The sequence below is a fragment of the Microcoleus sp. B9-D4 genome (genome assembly GCF_036705105.1).
GTDB lineage: Bacteria > Cyanobacteriota > Cyanobacteriia > Cyanobacteriales > Microcoleaceae > Microcoleus.
Map to the genome: position 1 here is coordinate 34477 of NZ_JAUBTS010000010.1, position 18664 is coordinate 53140.

The 18664-nt window shown below is 48.9% G+C and carries 13 protein-coding genes; 10 read left to right on the forward strand and 3 right to left on the reverse strand.

Features of this window, described 5'->3' with window-relative positions; all coding sequences use genetic code 11:
- Positions 1-371: 371 nt before the first annotated feature.
- A complete protein-coding gene (locus QUB24_RS08585) occupies positions 372-2582 on the reverse strand; it encodes a peptidase domain-containing ABC transporter (protein ID WP_333152444.1) in 2211 nt (736 codons plus the stop codon).
- A gap of 685 nt (positions 2583-3267) precedes the next feature.
- Between QUB24_RS08585 and QUB24_RS08590 the strand changes: the two genes are divergently transcribed.
- The 9 genes from QUB24_RS08590 to QUB24_RS08630 all read left to right on the forward strand — a co-directional run bounded on the left by QUB24_RS08590 (position 3268) and on the right by QUB24_RS08630 (position 17394).
- Positions 3268-5265 carry a PatA/PatG family cyanobactin maturation protease gene (locus QUB24_RS08590; protein ID WP_333152446.1) on the forward strand — a complete coding sequence of 666 codons (1998 nt, stop codon included), beginning with the start codon at positions 3268-3270 and terminating at the stop codon, positions 5263-5265.
- A 96-nt stretch (positions 5266-5361) separates the two neighbouring features.
- Positions 5362-5613 carry a cyanobactin biosynthesis system PatB/AcyB/McaB family protein gene (locus QUB24_RS08595; RefSeq protein WP_333152448.1) on the forward strand — a complete coding sequence of 84 codons (252 nt, stop codon included), beginning with the start codon at positions 5362-5364 and terminating at the stop codon, positions 5611-5613.
- A 27-nt stretch (positions 5614-5640) separates the two neighbouring features.
- Positions 5641-6396 (forward strand): cyanobactin biosynthesis PatC/TenC/TruC family protein, encoded by a 756-nt coding sequence (locus tag QUB24_RS08600; protein WP_333152450.1) that lies wholly within the window; start codon positions 5641-5643, stop codon positions 6394-6396.
- 49 nt (positions 6397-6445) lie between these two features.
- Entirely contained in the window at positions 6446-8776 is a 2331-nt protein-coding gene (locus QUB24_RS08605; protein WP_333152452.1) for a TOMM precursor leader peptide-binding protein, read from the forward strand.
- 134 nt (positions 8777-8910) lie between these two features.
- On the forward strand, positions 8911-9153 hold the full coding sequence (locus tag QUB24_RS08610) for a DUF5837 family cyanobactin class RiPP (RefSeq protein WP_333152453.1): 243 nt from the start codon (positions 8911-8913) through the stop codon (positions 9151-9153).
- A 371-nt stretch (positions 9154-9524) separates the two neighbouring features.
- Positions 9525-11123, forward strand: a complete 1599-nt coding sequence (locus QUB24_RS08615) for a DUF5838 family protein (RefSeq protein ID WP_333152456.1) — start codon at positions 9525-9527, stop codon at positions 11121-11123.
- A gap of 81 nt (positions 11124-11204) precedes the next feature.
- Positions 11205-12173: a LynF/TruF/PatF family peptide O-prenyltransferase gene (locus QUB24_RS08620; RefSeq protein ID WP_333152457.1), complete on the forward strand. Its 969-nt coding sequence runs from the start codon at positions 11205-11207 to the stop codon at positions 12171-12173.
- A gap of 124 nt (positions 12174-12297) precedes the next feature.
- On the forward strand, positions 12298-16185 hold the full coding sequence (locus QUB24_RS08625; RefSeq protein ID WP_333152459.1) for a PatA/PatG family cyanobactin maturation protease: 3888 nt from the start codon (positions 12298-12300) through the stop codon (positions 16183-16185).
- A gap of 411 nt (positions 16186-16596) precedes the next feature.
- Positions 16597-17394, forward strand: a complete 798-nt coding sequence (locus QUB24_RS08630; RefSeq protein ID WP_333152461.1) for a DUF5829 family protein — start codon at positions 16597-16599, stop codon at positions 17392-17394.
- A gap of 466 nt (positions 17395-17860) precedes the next feature.
- On the opposite strand, the gene QUB24_RS08635 is transcribed toward QUB24_RS08630, so the two are convergent.
- A complete protein-coding gene (locus QUB24_RS08635) occupies positions 17861-18034 on the reverse strand; it encodes a hypothetical protein (RefSeq protein ID WP_333152464.1) in 174 nt (57 codons plus the stop codon).
- Positions 18035-18203: 169 nt separating this feature from the next.
- The gene (locus QUB24_RS08640; RefSeq protein ID WP_333152465.1) at positions 18204-18431 is read right to left on the reverse strand and encodes a secretion protein HlyD; all 228 of its coding nucleotides are present in this window, start codon (positions 18429-18431) and stop codon (positions 18204-18206) included.
- 21 nt (positions 18432-18452) lie between these two features.
- Between QUB24_RS08640 and QUB24_RS08645 the strand changes: the two genes are divergently transcribed.
- Complete coding sequence (locus QUB24_RS08645; protein WP_333152467.1) at positions 18453-18647, forward strand: hypothetical protein; 195 nt, start codon at positions 18453-18455, stop codon at positions 18645-18647.
- Positions 18648-18664 lie beyond the last annotated feature (17 nt).

Below are 18664 nucleotides of genomic sequence, written 5' to 3' on the forward strand. Positions count from 1 at the left end.
GGCGGGACGCCCATCCCACTTTCAAGAGTGGAACTTATTTAATTCTCATTCCTTAGAGAAGTTATTAGTCATGAGTGATATCAATTCCGGTTGCACGAGCGAAATGATTGTTGACTGTTGACTGTTGAGTGTTGACCGAAAGCATCCAGGATACCCGCCACGTGATTCATTCCGAAAGCAGACTCAGGACCGGTGAAATAAAAAACGTGTCTCCGATGAAACTTGCCGAACGTATTTATCTCGCGCAAGTCAATGCTTCAATTCTTTAATCTTTAATCTTTAATCTTTAATCGATTGACTCGGTGTCGAACCGCGCAGCCGGGTTTTGTTTGTGTAGCGACAGATTTCAACCTGTCGTTTTATTAACTAGCTCAAGGATTCAAAAACTCTAAATGGTCTCCTGGAATAGAGCGCAATTTTGCAGCCGAGCCTTGCATTTTCAACCTGCCGCGTTCTAACATGATAATCCAATCGGCGCGATCGATCACTCGTGGCCTGTGACTGATAAAAATCGTCGTTTTCCCGTGCCGATACATCAACAACTGTTCTAAAACTTCCGCTTCGCTTGCGGGGTCAAGCCCTGCGGTAGATTCGTCTAAAATCAATACAGGCGGGTTGTTGAGAATGGCGCGGGCGATCGCCAATCTTTGTCTTTGTCCGCCAGAAATATTCGCTCCAAACTCCCCTAAAACAGTTTGATATTTATCCGGCAATTGGCTGATAAATTCATCCGCCCCCGCAATTTTGCAGACTTTAACAATCTGTTCAAAGCTGATATCTGGACTGCCCAATCGAAAATTTTCTAGAATCGAACGGCTCCAAAAATGCGCTTCTTGGGGAACCAATACTACCTGCTGTCTGAGACTGTCAAGAGACAAATCCTGCAAGTTGTAACCGCCTATTCTAATATTACCAGATTGCAGCGGGTACAGACCAGCAATTACTTTGGCTAGCGTACTTTTTCCGCAGCCGGAATGGCCGATTAAAGCAATTGCTTGACCGCCGGGAAATGTGACAGAAAAATTTTCCAGCAAATCAAGTCTGCCGGGGTAGTGAAAATTAACACTCTTGCAAACAATACCGTCGCGGTCTTGAATAGTTACAAAAGGTTTATTCGTATTGTCTTTAGTTTCCGGTTCAGCATCGATCACTTCCGACAGCCTTTGAGTTGCTGTCTGCACGCGAGTCATTTCATCAGTAAATCCTACTAGCGAATTTACCCAATTAGTAACGTTTTGATTCATACTAATAAACGCTAGCAACTGACCGATACTCAATACCTTGTCAATCACTAAACCGCTACCAAGCCACAGCAGAGTAATGCTGCCAGCAGAGGCAACAAAACTCGAAAATATATTGTTGAGAATGCCAATTTGTGTAGTGCGGAAAGTCAGCTTTGCTAAGCGACCGAAGCGGGTTTGAAATTCTTCCCAAAGTTGCTGGCTGCTGCTAGTAGTTTTGACCGTCAGCGCGCCTTTAAAAGTTTCTACTAAAACGCCTTGAGTTTCGGCTTCTAATACCAATAAACTGCGCGTTTTTTGCTGCAAAATGGGCAAAAATACCACTGTAGAGGCAGTCATTAACAGAGCTATAGCTGTAGCTGCTAACGTCAGCTCGTTGCTGTAAAATAACATAAAAATAAAAGAAACTACAGCTATAAAAAATTGACTAGGCAAGCTGATAGCGACTTGAGAAACTAATTTATTGATTTCTTGGATATCTTGTAATCTACTGACAATTTCGCCACTGCGTCTAGTTTCGTAAAAACTCAAAGGCAATCGCAGGAATTTGCGCGCGAATTCCATCACCAATCCCAATTCTAAACGCTGGGAAAACTGAGCAATTAAGTTCGACTCTACCAATCCTAAACTGCTGCTAAAAAGGTTCATAACTATAACTGCGATCGCCACACTCGCCAGGAGTTGTCTGTCGCCCCGCACCAGGATGTCGTCGGTGAGCAGTTGAACTAGAAAAGGCGAAGAAATGGACAGCAAACCCAACACTGCATTCAGCAAAAATGCTTCCATTAAAAGCGGGCGATAAATCCCAATCCGGCGCATCCATTTTTGTAAAGAATTGGCGGGCGGTTGACCCTCTGCTGCTGCAAAAAACCGCTCCGCATCGGGTTCTACTAGCAAGCACAGCCAATCTGTCCAAGCTGCTGCTAATTCTGCTTTAGAAACATAGCGCATACCGACAGCCGGATCGCCGATCGCATATTGGTTGCCCTGTTTTCCGTACAAAACAACCCAGTGAGAGCCGCTCCAGTGAATAATCATCGGTAGAGGGGCATCATCGATCTTGTCTAAAATTGCAGCCGCGGCTCGCACCGATCGAGCATTAAAGCCGATCGCCTCAGCTCCTTGTTTCAAGCCCAGTAAACTCGTCCCTTGTTTCCCAGTACCGACAAATTCTCGCAAGCGGCTAATTGTAAAATTTAGTCCGTAAAATTTAGCGATCGAAGCCAGACAAGCTGCACCGCAATCTTCTTCGCTCTGCTGGAGAACAACCTGATATTTCAGAGAATTATTTGTTTTTCCATAGAATGGTATTCCTGGGAAAAATGGGATATTTTTTAGCATTTTTTCAAATGAGTAGAGCTTAAAGAACAATACCCATCGCTGCCTGGCCAATCAGCAAAAAGCACCCATAAAATTATGGGTGCTCGCTTTCTTCACAGTTTTCTAACTGAATTAAATGAAACAGCCCTGGGGGTTAGGGGGGTGGGGGGTTAGGGGCAGGGCGGTTTCATTCTCACGAAAATCGCGATTTTGACTCTTGTAGTGTCCTGAATGCCTACCCCCCCACAGACAACTTCACAGGCGTTTGAGACATGGGGGCAGCCACGGGGGGCAGCCCCTACAAGAGAATGAAACAGCCCTGGGGGTTAGGGGGGTGGGGGTTAACTGAACCGTATTGGTACAAAATCTATCCAAATAATAAGAAATATGTAGAGTCTATTGTATAAGTCCTGTTCAGTATGCTTATATAGCTTCAAGGCTTTGGTATACCCCTACACAACTAGCAGCTAGCCAACTTAGACGAGTGATCCTCGGTCATCCTAAGTTCCCTCGTCTGGCAAGCATAAGATTGTGCAGCACTAAAACTAATTCCTAGGGCTCAACCAATTGCCCTAATATTTTTTTCAAAAATTTAATTTTTGGCAGCATACACACAACTAGCTTACCTTGAAGGTAAAAACGCACGTATCTATCAATAGGTGTAAAAAAACTACTCTATGCTGATTAGTGTTTGGAATACGTTTAAATGCTAGATACATTAAGTACGCTCTCCCAAGGAGATAGTAGTATTTGTATCGCCGTTTTGGATGGTCCTGTTGACCAGACTCATCCTTGCTTCCAAGGCGCCGACCTAACGTATCTTCCCACCTTGGTTAAAGGGGAGGCCCAGATCGGTGGGAATATGTCCACCCACGGAACCCACGTTGCCAGCATTATTTTTGGGCAACCGGGCAGTCCGGTGGAGGGGATAGCTCCCAAATGTAAGGGGATAATTGTCCCTGTCTTCGCCGACGATCGCCTCAAAACTTCCCAGCTAGATTTGGCTAGGGGGATCGAGCAAGCAGTCAATGCCGGCGCCAATGTTATCAACCTCAGTGGGGGACAACTAACCGACTATGGCGAGGCCGATGGCTGGTTACGGAATGCCGTTCGTCTGTGCCGAGAGAACAACGTCTTGCTCGTCGCGGCCGCTGGCAACAATAGTTGCGATTGCTTGCACGTACCCGCTGCCTTGCCCTCTGTGCTAGCAGTAGGGGCGATGGATGCTAATGGCAAACCCCTAGACTTTAGCAACTGGGGCGAAGCCTACAAAGACCAAGGCATCCTTGCCCCTGGCAAGGACATCCTGGGAGCTAAACCCGGTGGTGGCACCGACCGCCTGAGCGGTACGAGCTTCGCCACTCCGATTGTCTCAGGTGTAGCAGCCGTGCTGCTGAGTCTTCAGCGGGAGCAGGGAGAAACCCCCGACCCCCACAAAATTCGTCAAGTGTTGTTGCAGAGTGCCTTACCCTGCGATCCTGACTTGCCAGAAGAAACCCGTCGGTGTCTCGCGGGCAGACTGAACATCTCTGGAGCCATAACGTTATTAAGAAAAGGAGGAAATATGGCTGAGAATTTCGCATCGGTGGGTGCATCCGGAGTAGAAGCCGCAGGCTGCGGTTGTGATGGTGGCTTAACCAACGCCAGTGAAGCGATGGCTAATCAAGGGCAACCGGCTCCTAGCTTGGTTGCTGCTGCCGCCAAGCCAGGAGCGGCTGAGGCTGTCCCTAGCAACACCCCCAACTTGCACAACTTGATGCAATCGTTTCCTACATCTGTAACCCAACAACCACCAATGATGCCCAACATAACTGCTAACTCCGTCACCGCCAGCCAAGCCCCCAGCGAACTTCCCGATCTCGGTCAGATTGTTTATGCCCTAGGAACCCTCGGCTATGACTTCGGGAGCGAAGCCCGCCGGGACTCGTTCAAGCAACTGATGCCACCGTTTGACATAGGGGGAGGGGTGATGGTGCCAGCGAACCCCTACGACGCGCGGCAGATGGTGGACTACCTGGCCGACAATATTTCTGAGGCCCGATCGCTCATTTGGACACTCAACATTGAATTGACTCCAGTATATGCGATCGACCCCACGGGTCCCTTCGGAGCCGAGTCCTACCGCGCCCTCCACGAACTGCTATCCGGTCAAATCCAACCCGAAAACGATGCCGAATACGTTGAGCGCGTCAGCATACCGGGCATCTTGACCGGGCGCAAAGTCAAGCTCTTCTCCGGTCAAGTTGTCCCGGTAATTGAACCCCAAAGCACCCGCGGCATCTACGGTTGGAAAGTCAACAGCTTGGTGAGAGCGGCGATGGCAGCGGTTCAAGCTGAAGACGGCACTGCTGATGAAGACCGCATCCGCAACACCTTAGATGGCTTCCTCAACCGCATCTACTACGACCTCCGCAACTTGGGAACCACTTCCCAAGACCGCGCCCTCAACTTCTCCGTCACCAACGCCTTCCAAGCTGCCCAAACCTTCAGCCAAGCGGTTGCCGTCGGCATGGAACTCGACAGCATTACTGTTGAGAAAAGCCCCTTCTGTCGCATGGATAGCGACTGCTGGGATGTGAAGTTGAAGTTCTTCGACCCTGAAAACAGTCGCCGTGCTAAGAAGATTTTCCGCTTCACCATTGATGTCAGCGATCTGATTCCGGTTACGTTGGGCGAAGTTCGTTCTTGGTCTTCACCGTATTAAAGGGCAATACAATTGGGGTGAGAGTGCCACAACAAAATGCACTCTCGCCAAGACATCTAGATTTGTTCACCCTATCTATACGGAGAATCCTTAACCATGCGACTTCCTGTATTGTCTCCCCCCGTCAAACGGCCTCATTTCGTCCAGCCTGCGCTGTGCGTGGATGTGGAAGATGGTCTGCTCGAGGATTTGGTGCATATTCGGATGGATCTGCTTCATGGCGCTAACTATAACGATCCTTCAGCCTATGCCAACCGCAGTTTCAACCAAGTGATGCACTCTAGTGCCAGCCAGAGTACAGCCAGCCAGGGCTGGGGCGGCTTTGGGGGCATGGGACGATTTTATTAACGGGCCACTGATAAGCCCCTAATCACGATGCCTCAGCAAACTGAAACCCTATGGCAAATTGGTCAAGCTGGTAAAGGAGGTCAGGAGTTTTCGCAGGTAGGTGGCTGGCAAGAGGAATTTACCTACGTTGTTGGGTCAGATCGAGACCCGATTAACCAGCCCCAGATGCCATCGTTGCTCGTGGTTCCCGGTCGCAAGACCAAACCAAAGAGCAAAGGAAAGCAGCTTTTTTCCACCGACAAACTGAATATCCAATTCACTCTTGCCCAAAGCTACAGCACAGGCGAACTTACGCTCTTTTACAACTTTTTTGGATCTCAAGTTGACACCCTCTGGGTAGATGGTGAGCCAGTGACGGAACTCGTCGGGGTCGGGTCAGGCAAGCCAACCAAAACCCAGATTCCCTTGCCAGCCCTCAGCGCTGGGCAACATACCCTGACCCTGACTACCGATCGCGGGTTGGGAGATGGGGCACACCGGATCGACTACCTCAAGTTAGAGGGAGTTGTGGTTCTCCAGCAACCGCAAACCCTCCAAACACCCCAAACACCCAAGGAAACTAAGGAAACTATGGCTAATGAGAAAAAGGAAACGGTGGCTAAGGAGACTAGAGAAGTAACACCCTCGGAAGTCTCCTCCACCCCTGAACAGAAAAAGTCTTACGTGCCGACTTCCCAGACCGGGCTGCAAGATTATTCCTACTGGTGCGACTACGCCAGGAAGCAAGCCAAGGAGTCAAAGAGACACCCTAAACCCTTCCGCCGGGGCCGCATCTGGGCCTAATCCCTAGCCTGTCTTGTTATCGTCCACTTCATGACTGACTGTTCGCTCTATGCAATCCACCACACTCCTCCAAATTAAGCCCCACTTTCACGTCGAGGCGATCGAGCCAAAGCAAGTCTACCTGCTTGGCGAACAGAGCAACCACGCCCTCACCGGGCAACTCTACTGCCAAATCGTGCCTCTGCTGAATGGGCAACACACCCTAGAGCAGATTGTCGAAAAACTTGATGGGGAAGTCCCGGCGGAATATATTGACTATGTGCTCGATCGCCTCGCAGAGAAAGGCTACCTCACTGAGGTAGCCCCGGAACTATCCTCGGAAGTGGCAGCATTTTGGAGCGAGTTAGGGATTGCACCCCCCGTAGCAGCCGAGGGGCTACAGCAGCCGGTCACGCTGACAACGGTGGGCGATAACATCAGTGAAGTCACGGTTGCTGCCCTCGCAACTGCCCTGCGGGACATGGGCATTCCGGTGCAAAACCCCACAGACGCGGGTTCCTCAGCAGCGCTGAACATCGTCTTGACCGATGACTATTTGCAGCCGGAACTAGCAGGTATCAACAAGCAGGCTCTGGAGCGCCAGCAAGCTTGGCTGCTCGTCAAGCCTGTGGGCAGTGTCCTGTGGTTGGGCCCAGTGTTTGTTCCCGGAAAGACGGGGTGTTGGGGCTGTCTGGCTCATCGGCTGGGGGGCAACCGCGAAGTTGAGTCGTCGGTATTGCGACAAAAACAAGCCCAACAGCAGCGCAACGGTCAAAACGGGAGTGTATTAGGCTGCTTGCCCACAGCACGGGCGACGCTGCCTTCGACCCTGCAAACGGGGTTACAGTTTGCCGCGACTGAGATAGCCAAGTGGATTGTCAAGCAACACGTCAATGCCACTGCGCCGGGAACGGCACGCTTCCCCACCCTGGACGGCAAGATTATCACCTTCAACCAGACAATTCTGGACTTCAAAAGCCATACCCTAATCCGGCGACCGCAATGTCCGACCTGTGGAGACCCCAAAATTTTGCAGCGGCGAGGGTTTGAACCGCTAAAGCTAGAATCGCGGCCCAAGCAGTTCACCCGTGATGGCGGTCATCGCGCCACCACTCCAGAACAGACGGTGCAGAAATACCAGCACTTGATCAGTCCAGTGACGGGCGTGGTGACGGAACTGGTGCGGATTACGGATCCGGCTAATCCGTTGGTACATACCTACCGGGCGGGGCATAGCTTCGGCAGTGCCACCTCCTTACGGGGTCTACGCAATACCCTGAAACACAAGAGTTCGGGCAAAGGCAAGACCGATAGCCAATCGCGGGCGAGTGGCTTATGTGAAGCAGTGGAGCGCTATTCTGGCATCTTTCAAGGGGACGAACCTCGCAAACGGGCAACCCTGGCAGAACTAGGAGACTTGGCGATTCATCCAGAGCAAAGTTTGTGCTTTAGCGATGAGCAGTATGCCAACCGGGAAAGCTTGAACGCGCAAGCAACGGCGGCTCACGATTGGATTCCCCAGCGGTTTGATGCGAGTCAAGCCATTGACTGGACTCCGGTGTGGTCATTAACAGAGCAAACCCATAAGTATCTGCCTACAGCCCTGTGCTACTACCATTACCCCTTGCCCCAAGATCACCGCTTCTGCCGGGGAGATTCCAACGGTAATGCTGCCGGGAACACCCTCGAAGAAGCCATTCTGCAAGGGTTTATGGAACTGGTGGAGCGCGACGGTGTGGCGCTGTGGTGGTACAACCGCTTGAGGCGTCCGGCGGTGGACTTGACGAGCTTTGATGAGCCGTATTTTGTCCAGTTGCAGCAGTTCTACCGGGAAAATGACCGAGAATTATGGGTGCTGGATTTGACCGCAGACTTAGGCATTCCAGCTTTTGTCGGGGTGTCGAATCGGAAAACGGGAAGCTCGGAACGATTGATTCTCGGCTTTGGGGCGCACCTCGACCCCACTATTGCCATCATCCGCACCCTCACAGAGGTTAACCAAATTGGCTTGGAACTGGACAAAGTGCCAGACGAGAACCTGAAAAGCGACGCAACGGATTGGTTACTCACAGCTACGCTGGCGGATCATCCCTATCTAGTTCCAGATGCCGCGCAACCCCTCAAGACTGCCCAGGATTACCCCAAGCGTTGGAGTGATGACATTTACACCGATGTCCTCACCTGCGTAAACATTGCCCAACAAGCGGGACTGGAGACCTTGGTGGTGGATCAAACCCGACCGGACATTGGTTTGAATGTGGTCAAGGTGACAGTGCCAGGAATGCGGCATTTTTGGTCGCGCTTTGGGTCGGGTCGGCTCTATGACGTGCCGGTGAAGCTGGGGTGGCGAGATGAACCGCTCGCTGAGACGCAGATGAACCCCACACCGATGCCGTTTTAAGTTTTTTAAAGTTTGCGGGCGACTGGCTTTCGCTACGTACCGGATGTCGCCCGACTAAGCTTCTTCTCACGAAGAAGGGGACTGGCCCACCCCAACGGGTCAATACGCCAAATAACACAATGAGGATTATTCTCATGAACAAGAAGAACATTCTGCCCCACCAGGGCAAGCCCGTGCTCCGTGGTATCAGTGGTAAACTCCCCAGTCACTTGGCTGAACTCTCTGAGGAAGCTCTTGGTGGTAATGGTGCAGAAGCCTCTATCATTTGCATGTGTTCCTACGATGGTGCAGAAGCCTCTATCATTTGCATGTGTTCCTACGATGGTGCAGAAGCCTCTATCATTTGCATGTGTTCCTATGATGATGGTGATGCCTAAATCTCTCAGATTTGCAAATCGCCAGCAGATCGCATCTTGAGCCTAGTCCAGATTCGGTAACATGGCAGTTTACTTTCCTAAATACCAGAACTCAAGGGTGCTAGGCTTTAGGCTAAAGACGAGGCCCAAGAAATTTAGATAGCAAACTTTTTATAAAGTCTTGTTTTCCTTCTTCGGTCTCGTCTTTTTTGTTCAAGATGCACTCAAGCTCATAACCCAGTCATTCAGATTTTTCTTTTTGCGAGTTATCTTTATCGAAAACCATGCAGAATAATGCCATCAGTCCTAGTGTTCCTACTAAGTCCAACCTGACACCCGAAGTCGAAAACGTTCGTGCTTTTTATAACAAAAATTCTATCAACTTCAGTCGGATGGTTCCCGATCCGGTAGCTAGATCGCATAACCTTAGCCTAGCGGCTCGCATGGGGATACAGCCTGGAAACTATATCTTTGATTCTGGTTGTGGAGCAGGAATTCCGGCGATTCATATTGCCCAGTCGTTTCCGGGCACACGGATTGAGGGTCTAACAATTTCTGAGGTGGAAGCGGCAGAAGCTCAAATTCGGATTGCCCAAGCCAACTTGGTCGATCGGGTACGGGTGCAAGTGGGTGATTTTCATACGCCACCGTTTCCCGACGAAGTTTTTGATGTGGTGTTTTTCAACGACAGCATCAAGTATTCTAATCGAGTACCTCAAGTCCTTGCCGAAGCCAAGCGCGTGCTGCGTCCAGGGGGAACCTTATACATCACGGGTGTGTTTGTTAAAGAGCCACCCCTTTCTCCGCTAGAGCAACGATCGTTTGATGAAATTAACCAGTATGAACTGAAAACCAGCTATGTTATTCCTCTGAAGAACTTGGTTGAGTTTGTCCAGCAGGCGGGTTTTCAAGCCATTGAATACGACGATAACCAAACGGTTAAGATGCCAGCACTCGCTTTGCGCCTAGCTTCTTCTAATTTTTTGCACCCCCATCTACCTTTATTTATTGGTGATATTAAAGCGGTAAAACCTGCAAGAGCGATCGCTCAAAATCGAATACAACCTTCTGGTGTGATTTCCAGTCCTGGTCAGAATCGTCATGAAGAAAATTTACGTTACATTGAAGACCACAAGCAAATATTTGACATTGAAAATTCCTATTCATTAAATTTGTTTGAAGAATTTATTGGAAAGCAGCGAAAAGATAAAGGAGGTTCGATGATCTGTTGCTGCAATATTGAGAAAGATCGTCTTTATCCAGCTCGCTTTTATTACCTGTGTGAAGTTCATGTCTCCGATCCAACAAAGTTGCTTGATATTGAAGATTTCCTCACGTTTTGTCGTCGCATAGAAGAAAGACCAGAACTTCAGATTAATCGTCGGTTACTTCAGCAGTTTTTAGCCACGGGTATAGATTCTTCTAAAGTGGGGATGGTAAGTTTTGCAGTTGATGTTCGTCCAGAACTAAGACATTCGCGGATCAAGTTATATTTGACCCTCCGGGATTATCCCGAAAAAATAGCAACTGCCCTAGCACTTTGTGGAGAACAGCGCGATTGGGAAAATTTAATTGTAAATGGGGAGTTATTGGTCGGATTTGACTTTTTCTTTGACAATCGAGCTGCTGTAGAAGTTTATCCCACCTTCCACCAAACTGACCTTCAGAGACCAGATGTACAAGCGTATTTAAGATCGATTCTTCCTACTAAAGCGATTCCACTACTCAATGAGAGCAGATGTGTTCAAATCGGTATTAGCGATGAGAACGATAGTGATGTTCTCTATTTCAATAAATTTAAATCTCCTAACAGTGCCGTTGACTATCTTGGTAATGAGATGGTTAAACAAGTTCATGCTCACTACCGTAATCGAGTGTTTCACGATTTGTATCTCGGTATGCCTAAATCTGAGTTTTTTGCTGATTCAATTCAAAGGGTAAAAATGTACTATCACATGATTGACTTTGTGAGCAGCATGAAATCAAGATGAATATAAAATAAACCCGACTCAGAATGAGTGCATATCATTCGCCTTAGATACTTACAACCTGTTTCATAATGAAATATGATTATGACGATAAATTCTGTGTTTTCACATGATTATCTACGAGAGCAGGGCCTTCGGTTTATGCGGACTCATCGAGATGCTTTCGATGTAGAACCTAGTTTTCCGATCCCTCTCTTTGAAGAAGCTGTTATTGCAATAGAGGGCTCGTGTGGTGTTGAGCCTACTTGCCACGTTGAAGGCGATAGCTTATTTGCAGGAGATTTTCAAGTCTCTAACTACGGACACACTTGGCCGAGATCGTTGAAAGATGCCTCACAATTTTTAGAGAGAGTTGAAAGCAGAGTTGGTGTTAAAATCAATCGTAACTTGCTCGATCAATTTTCAGCACTATATATCGGATCTAGCAAAATCGAAAATAACACCATAGGCATTGACTTACGTCCGACACTTCAGGATTCTCTGATTAAGATATACATACACATCCATCCTGGGGAAGGTAACGAAGATTTAGTTATGACAGCGATCGCTCTTGATGGTGCTGAATATTCGGCAGAATTGACAGAGGTTCTGATCCGAGATGTTGTTGTGATTGGATTTAATCTTTTCTTGGATGGTCGTAGTAATATAGAAATATGGGCGGGTTCTCCAGGAGGAAAATACGAACTTCAGGGAAATTTTGGAAAGTATTTCACTGCCTACATACAAAAAAACTTTTCACATAAAGTGATTTCTCTCTTTAATGTTTCAGACTTATTGGTGGCTAATTTTTCCAGAAAAAAAATAGAGCCAGTATTGTATTTTCAATTTTTTAACATTAAAGAAATACCACAATATTTTTGGTTCAATAGCTTAGGCGATAAGATTTATGAGTTTTGTCAAAGTCAGGATTGCATTACCTATGGTGCTGTAAGTGCTAAAGAGCGAGACTTGGAAAGTAGTCGATTAGAGAATTATGGTTTTATCTACAACAAAAGTGATACATGTCAACGGGATATAGAAAGAGGTCAATTGGCGAAATTTGCTTCAGAGTGAGTCATTTGTGCTTGTCGATGCTGCTGCGACTAATCTTCAAACAAAATACCGATCCCGATCGCTTCACCGATCGCTGCTGTCATAAACTTACTTGCCCAATCATCGTTTCCCATTATCCATCGCCATGAGCAATCACCCCTTCGCTGTTTTCCTCAACCCCGATATCCAAATCAAAAGTACCGAAGACCAATACACCCTGCACTCGGCAGAATCCGATCCGACTGCTTTGCTAACCCTAGCCACAACGCCGGGAATCGGTATTGCTCTCGATCGTCTCAAGGCAGGCAACACCACCCCCGACTCACTGGTGCAAGGGTTAGCCGAACTCGATGGTCGGGCAGCCGGGGAACAGTTCGGGCGGATGCTACAACAATTGGATGAGCGGGGTTGGTTGAGTTACGCCGTGTTGCCGCTGGCAGTAGCGATCCCGATGGTGGACTCTGCCGAGTTGAATCTGACCGAACCCTACTGGACACAAACCCGTCTGGGCCTCTCCCGCTTTGCCTATCAGCATTCCTACGACGGCACTATGGTGCTGGAGTCCCCCCTCTCGAAGTTTCGGATTAAACTCCTCGACTGGCGGGCAAGTGCGCTGCTGGCTCAACTCGCCCAGCCCCAATCCTTAGCGACACTAACGCCACCACCCTACCTGGGACCAGAAACCGCCTATCAGTTCCTCAACCTGCTGTGGGCAGCGGGATTTCTGACGGCTGACCCTGAACCCCCCTCGCTCCAGCTTTGGGACTTTCACAACCTGCTGTTCCACAGCCGCAGCCGCTTGGGTCGCCATGACTATCCGGCACAGGATATTAACATCGAACAGTGGTCTGATTTTCCGGTAGTGAAACCACCCATGAGCGACCAGATTGTGCCGCTGCCGCGTCCGAACTTGGCAGGATTGATTTGTAAGGATGCTACGTTAACAGCCGCGATCGAAGCGCGGAAATCGATTCGAGAATACGACGAGGCACATCCAATCACCATAGAACAACTCAGTGAACTGCTTTATCGTACTGCCCGTGTCAAAGACATTCTTGGAGTGGAGGAGTGGTTTGGTGAAAATTGGCGGGAAATACTAGGTTTTGACGCGGACATTGACTATGGCGAGTTGGGCCGTCGTCCTTACCCTGACGGCGGAGCAATGTATGAACTAGAAATTTATCCGGTGGTGCGGCGTTGTCAAGGATTGCACACAGGATTGTATCACTATGACCCACTCAATCATCAATTGGAACAGATTGCTGAATCGGAGGATGTCCTCGCTCTGCAACCTTATGTTTATTACAAACCTCAACCCCAAGTCCTGATCGTGATTACAGCGCGGTTTGGACGGCTGTTCCGCAAGTATTGCTCTGTAGCTTATTCCTTAGTGCTCAAACACGTCGGAGTGTTGCAGCAAAATCTTTATCTAGTGGCGACGAATATGGGTCTGGCTCCCTGCGCGTTGGGGGCTGGAGATAGCGATGGTTTTGGACAAGCAGCAGGTCTGGACTATGTGGAAGAGTCGGCGGTAGGTGAGTTCATGTTGGGGTCACTGCCGAATCGTGCTGTGGAAGCGAGTGGAGTTGAGTCAGTTGAAGACGTTAATCCCTCGGATGAGTCTGCGGAGGTAGCAGTCTCGGTGAGCGCGGTTGAGTTGGATAGGGGTGAGGCGGAACCTGAGGCTGCTGATGTTGGGTTTCGTTCCTCAACTCAACCTACATCTGAACTAGATGTTGGGTTTCGTTCCTCAACCCAACCTACAGAATCGGTGGAGACAACAGAGGCAGCGGTTTCGGTGAGTGAGGCTGAATCTGTATCCCAGACGACTGAAGTCATAGACTCAGAGGCTTCCGAGAGTGAAGTGGAATCGGATGTTGTAGTGAATGAAACTGAATCTGCGGCTATTTCAGGCAGTGGGGTTGAGAGTTCTGCACCCCCACTATCGGCCGCACTTCACCCCCACGACCTTGACGATCGCATCCCTGGACTGGCTCACCTACGCAACCAAACCCTAGGCGATCCCCGCATCACTATTGTGGTGATTGAAGGCAACCCCGACCACTCCCTGTCCTGTTTCCAGAGCCCTGAAATTTCTAAAGTCTTTCCTTACTGGGAGGATGCTCCAGAGCCGATTTCCGCAGAAGAGTACGCAACCTTCCGAGCTATTGAGGATAGCGATCGCCCGAAACAGGAAAAAGAAGCAGCACTCAAAGAGGCTTTTTCGGAACCGCTTATAGGCCGTCTTAAAGCTGATGACCATACTTGCCACGTCACCAGCATCATTGTGGGTCAAGAGAATACGCCTGCTGCTGGTATTGCTCCCAAGTGTCGCGCGATCAATCTGCCGCTTAACACCACAGGGATTGAGGAAGAATTTATCTCTCCCTTAAACCTAGCTCGTGCCTTTGAGCTAGCCCTAGATTTGGGGGCAAATATCATTCACTGTGGAATCTGCCGCCCCACCCAAACCGGCGAAGGGGAAGAGCTGTTTGCCCAAGCTGTACAGAAGTGCTTGGATAACAACATTCTGGTCGTCGCGCCTGCGGGTAACGGTTTGGGTGAATACTGGTGTCTGCCCGGTGTATTGCCAGGAACCCTGCCTGTAGGAGCAATGGATCTAGGCAGTCCACCCGCCCACTACAGTAACTGGGGAGGCAATTATACCGAAGAGGGGATTATGGCTCCGGGTGACGACATTTGGGGAGCGCAACTGGCAACCGAGAAACCCAGACTCAGAACCGGAACCAGTGGAGCCGCCCCCATCGTGACCGGAATCGCCGCGCTACTAATGAGTTTGCAACTGCAAGAGGGCAAACCCGTCGATGCCGAAGCCGTCCGAACGGCACTGCTCAAGACTGCAATTCCCTGCGACCCAAAGGTTGTAGAAGAACCGGAACGCTGTCTGCGCGGCTTTGTCAATATCGGCGGCGCAATGAAGCTGCTGTTTGGGCGACCCTCCTTCACCATTTCCTTCGCGGGCGATCGAGTGACCCGCACGGAACGGGCAGGCTATGCCATGCCTACCGCTACGGTTGCCCCGGCAAGCATCGCAGCCGCTATGACAGACACTGCCGTCAGCCCAGCCCTGCAACCCGCCACCCCTGCCACACTAACCGAAGCATCCGTCACCGCCGCCGCGACTCCCGCAGAACTGGCAAACCCCGCAACCGTCGAAGCCAGCACCGCATTTTCCGGCAACGTTTACGTCCTAGGGACGATCGGCTACGACTTTGGGGATGAAACCCGCCGCGACACTTTCCAACAACAGATGGCTCCCGCCGAAGTAAACGGCATCCTAGTGCCAGCAGACCCCTACGATGCTCGCCAGATGGTCGAGCACCTTGATCGCAATCCAGATGAAAGCCGTTCCCTGATCTGGACCTTGAACCTCGATGGAGACACGATATATGCCCTAGAGTCAAAGGACGGGGATGTCTACGAGATGTTTGTGCAGATGTTGGCGGGGCAACTCGAGCCAGAAGCGAGCGATGAATTTGTTGATCGGATCAGCATACCCGCCCGACGCACCAACCGCACGGTGGAACTCTTCTCCGGTGAGGTTGTGCCTGTAGTGACCGTACCTAACGTGCGGGGAATGTACGGCTGGAAAGTCAATACCCTGGTGAACGTGGCGATGGCGGCAATCTCCCGTCAGGTGGACGAAGCCCAAGAACCCCTCGTGCGACAGGCTCTGACAGCCTTCCTCAACCGAGTCTACAACGATCTACGGAATGTGGGGCAGACCTCGCGCGATCGCGCCCTCAACTTCGCCGCCACCAACATCTTCCAAGCCGCTGTGACCTTTGCTCGGGCGATCGTCGATCGTCGTCAACTCGACACCATTAACGTCGAAAAAAGCCCGTTCTGTCGCCGAGACAGCGACTGTTGGGATGTCAAGCTTGAGTTCTACGACCCGGAAAGCAGTAGTCGGGCGCGCAAGGTCTTCCGCTTTACCCTTGATGTGGTGCAAGTGATGCCAGTAACCTTGGGTGAGGTGAGGAGCTGGTCAATCCCTGCTAAAGGGAGTTGAACGCACCGGTGACGGACTCACGCCACAAGAGTCGATATGGCGTGAGCTTCCGGGCAATTCCAGAATTTCCTTCAAGGTACTCGTAATTTTAGGAATCATTGGTGTCAACTTAACGTCAAACCCAGTTATAGACTGCTGTTTGACTATTAAGGCCAGATCCCCCCTAGCCCCCCTTCAGAAGGGGGGGACAAGAGTCCGATCAAAGTCAACCCCTACTCCCCTTCTTAAGGGGGATTTAGGGGGATCTAGACTCGGCTGTGAACTAGATTTATCAAGGGTTTCAGTCTTAAGTTGACACCTATGGTCACGAATAATCCTAATACCTTGGCGCGACTTAAGTTAAAGAGTTTTTATGAACAGGCATCTTGTCTGTTCCACAATTTGTATTACTAAAGCTCAAGAAGTAAAAACATGGGAATAGAATTTAACCATTTATATGTTACTCTCGACCCAGAAACGCTAGAGTCAATAGCCAAATCAGAGTTCATTAGCCAAGAATTCTGCACAATATCCAGAGATACCGTAGAAACTGATAAAGAGAGTTGGGCGGGAACTTATCTCAGGGGAAAACATAGCTATATTGAGCTTTTTCCTCCAGGGGGTGTGGAAGGGTTTAGGGAAGGTTTTTCGGGTATTGGTTTCAATAGTAAACAAGCAGGACAGATTGATATTGTAGATGAAAAGCTAAAATCCTTAGTAGCCCAAGAAACGTTTTCTGATTTGCAAGTTCGTCAAACTGAAGATGGAAAAGTGCCCTGGTTTCATTATTTGGCACTCAAATCAGAGAGAGAAGCCTTCAGTGCGTGGTTGATGGAATTTCATCAGGATTATTTAGACTATAAAAACATCAAGCTTACCAGTGCTGGTTGCTTTGACCGTGCTGCTTATCTGAAAAACAGTGCTACTTCCGAAACTTCTTTATTTGACGACATTTCAGAAGTTCATCTTGAATTGACTTTAGCGGAACACGAGGAACTAGCATTACTACTTCGAGTCTTTGGCTATGACTCATCTTGCGTAGGAGATATTACTACCTATCGTTCTCATGGTTTTACTTTACAAGTATCTCAGAAAGTTGCTCCCAGTTATCGAATTCGCAAGGTTTTTTGCACGATGAAGTCTCAAGCTCATCAGGAAAGAAAGTTCACTTTCGGTGATAATGCACAGTTAAATGTGGGTGGAGAGTTGGCAATTTGGCAGTTTGGATAACTGAAGCAATAAGTTAAAATTTAAGGCTTTTCTAGACTAAATATGATACAGCATTTTTTAGGTAAGTGAGGTACATAGCAAAGATAGAGGACACCGCGAGAGCAGTCCCTACAATTAATCGGGGTAGGGACTTAGGCTCTCGCGGTGTCGTGACTGTGGTTAATATTAATTCCAATGCTACCGGATTGGATATCAATAGCTGTTCTCGGTTTATAGATTAGTGCCGATCGAGATTAATTCGCTTTCAGCTTATGAGTTAGGTAGACTAAAAAATCTAAAAAAAATCGGGATTTGAAAAATGTTTTAAAACTTGCAAACCCTAATTCAGCAAAATTTCAGCAGACCCCGAAAGTTCTGAAATTTATGCTGTATGACTGACGCAATGGATATAACAAAGCACCCATAAACTTATGGGTGCTTTATGAATTCACATCAATAGATAGAGCTGAATTGACAGCACTAAACCTTACCAGTAGCGGTACACTACTCTTAAGGAGCCGTCGAAATCTCTGCGGTACACGACGTGACGCCTTGGACGGTAACAGTTGTATCGATTAGAATAATAGTGACCGCCGTTGACGCTAGCTGATTCTTCAGGGGTGAGTTCAGCAAACAGTGAATTGTCCTTTGTTTCTTTCATGATTAGACTCCGTTTAACTTAATAAAATTGAAGGGAAACTAGAAATATTATTTAATTTCTAGAGCCTCGTGTAAATACTGAGTAATACTTCTTGTAGTCCTGTACGACATCCGGAATACTACGGATAAATTTTGAAAATTTACTCGATCGCACAACTTGACTCAGCTATCTAAACCACTAGGGTTTTGTAAGGGCGATCGCGGCGAGGATCGTACAGATAAAGCTGGCTAGGCTGCGGCAGGAAAAACAGCATATTCAGGCCATAGCTGCTGCTGTTATCCGTCTCGCTGTTGCTTTTAGCACCGCTAACACCGCTGGTAATACTGCCACCGTTGACAGTAGCAGATTCTCCATCGGTTAGTTCGATGAAGAGTGAACCTTCTTGATTTTCTGACATAAATAACTCCTATTAATACCTATGTACTTACTTACTACCTACGCATACAGGAAAAACCCGGTAACAGTGCCAAAAGTCATGGCGGAAACGCCGTATTTTCATGACAGTCGCCCGCTGGCTTCACTCCTCTTGATATGTGGCGAAGTTTGTGGGTGGGAACGGCAAAGCTGTGCGGATTTTTACCTTTACCCTGTGAATTTTGATTTAGACTTCTAAACCTATGCTTGGTTTCC

Excerpts from the sequence above, each read along its gene's own strand:
- QUB24_RS08585 (WP_333152444.1), bottom strand. The coding sequence starts at position 2,582 with ATGCTAAAAAATATCCCATTTTTCCCAGGAATACCATTCTATGGAAAA.
- QUB24_RS08590 (WP_333152446.1), top strand. The coding sequence starts at position 3,268 with ATGCTAGATACATTAAGTACGCTCTCCCAAGGAGATAGTAGTATTTGT.
- QUB24_RS08595 (WP_333152448.1), top strand. The coding sequence starts at position 5,362 with ATGCGACTTCCTGTATTGTCTCCCCCCGTCAAACGGCCTCATTTCGTC.
- QUB24_RS08600 (WP_333152450.1), top strand. The coding sequence starts at position 5,641 with ATGCCTCAGCAAACTGAAACCCTATGGCAAATTGGTCAAGCTGGTAAA.
- QUB24_RS08605 (WP_333152452.1), top strand. The coding sequence starts at position 6,446 with ATGCAATCCACCACACTCCTCCAAATTAAGCCCCACTTTCACGTCGAG.
- QUB24_RS08610 (WP_333152453.1), top strand. The coding sequence starts at position 8,911 with ATGAACAAGAAGAACATTCTGCCCCACCAGGGCAAGCCCGTGCTCCGT.
- QUB24_RS08615 (WP_333152456.1), top strand. The coding sequence starts at position 9,525 with ATGGTTCCCGATCCGGTAGCTAGATCGCATAACCTTAGCCTAGCGGCT.
- QUB24_RS08620 (WP_333152457.1), top strand. The coding sequence starts at position 11,205 with ATGACGATAAATTCTGTGTTTTCACATGATTATCTACGAGAGCAGGGC.
- QUB24_RS08625 (WP_333152459.1), top strand. The coding sequence starts at position 12,298 with ATGAGCAATCACCCCTTCGCTGTTTTCCTCAACCCCGATATCCAAATC.
- QUB24_RS08630 (WP_333152461.1), top strand. The coding sequence starts at position 16,597 with ATGGGAATAGAATTTAACCATTTATATGTTACTCTCGACCCAGAAACG.
- QUB24_RS08635 (WP_333152464.1), bottom strand. The coding sequence starts at position 18,034 with ATGAAAGAAACAAAGGACAATTCACTGTTTGCTGAACTCACCCCTGAA.
- QUB24_RS08640 (WP_333152465.1), bottom strand. The coding sequence starts at position 18,431 with ATGTCAGAAAATCAAGAAGGTTCACTCTTCATCGAACTAACCGATGGA.
- QUB24_RS08645 (WP_333152467.1), top strand. The coding sequence starts at position 18,453 with ATGTACTTACTTACTACCTACGCATACAGGAAAAACCCGGTAACAGTG.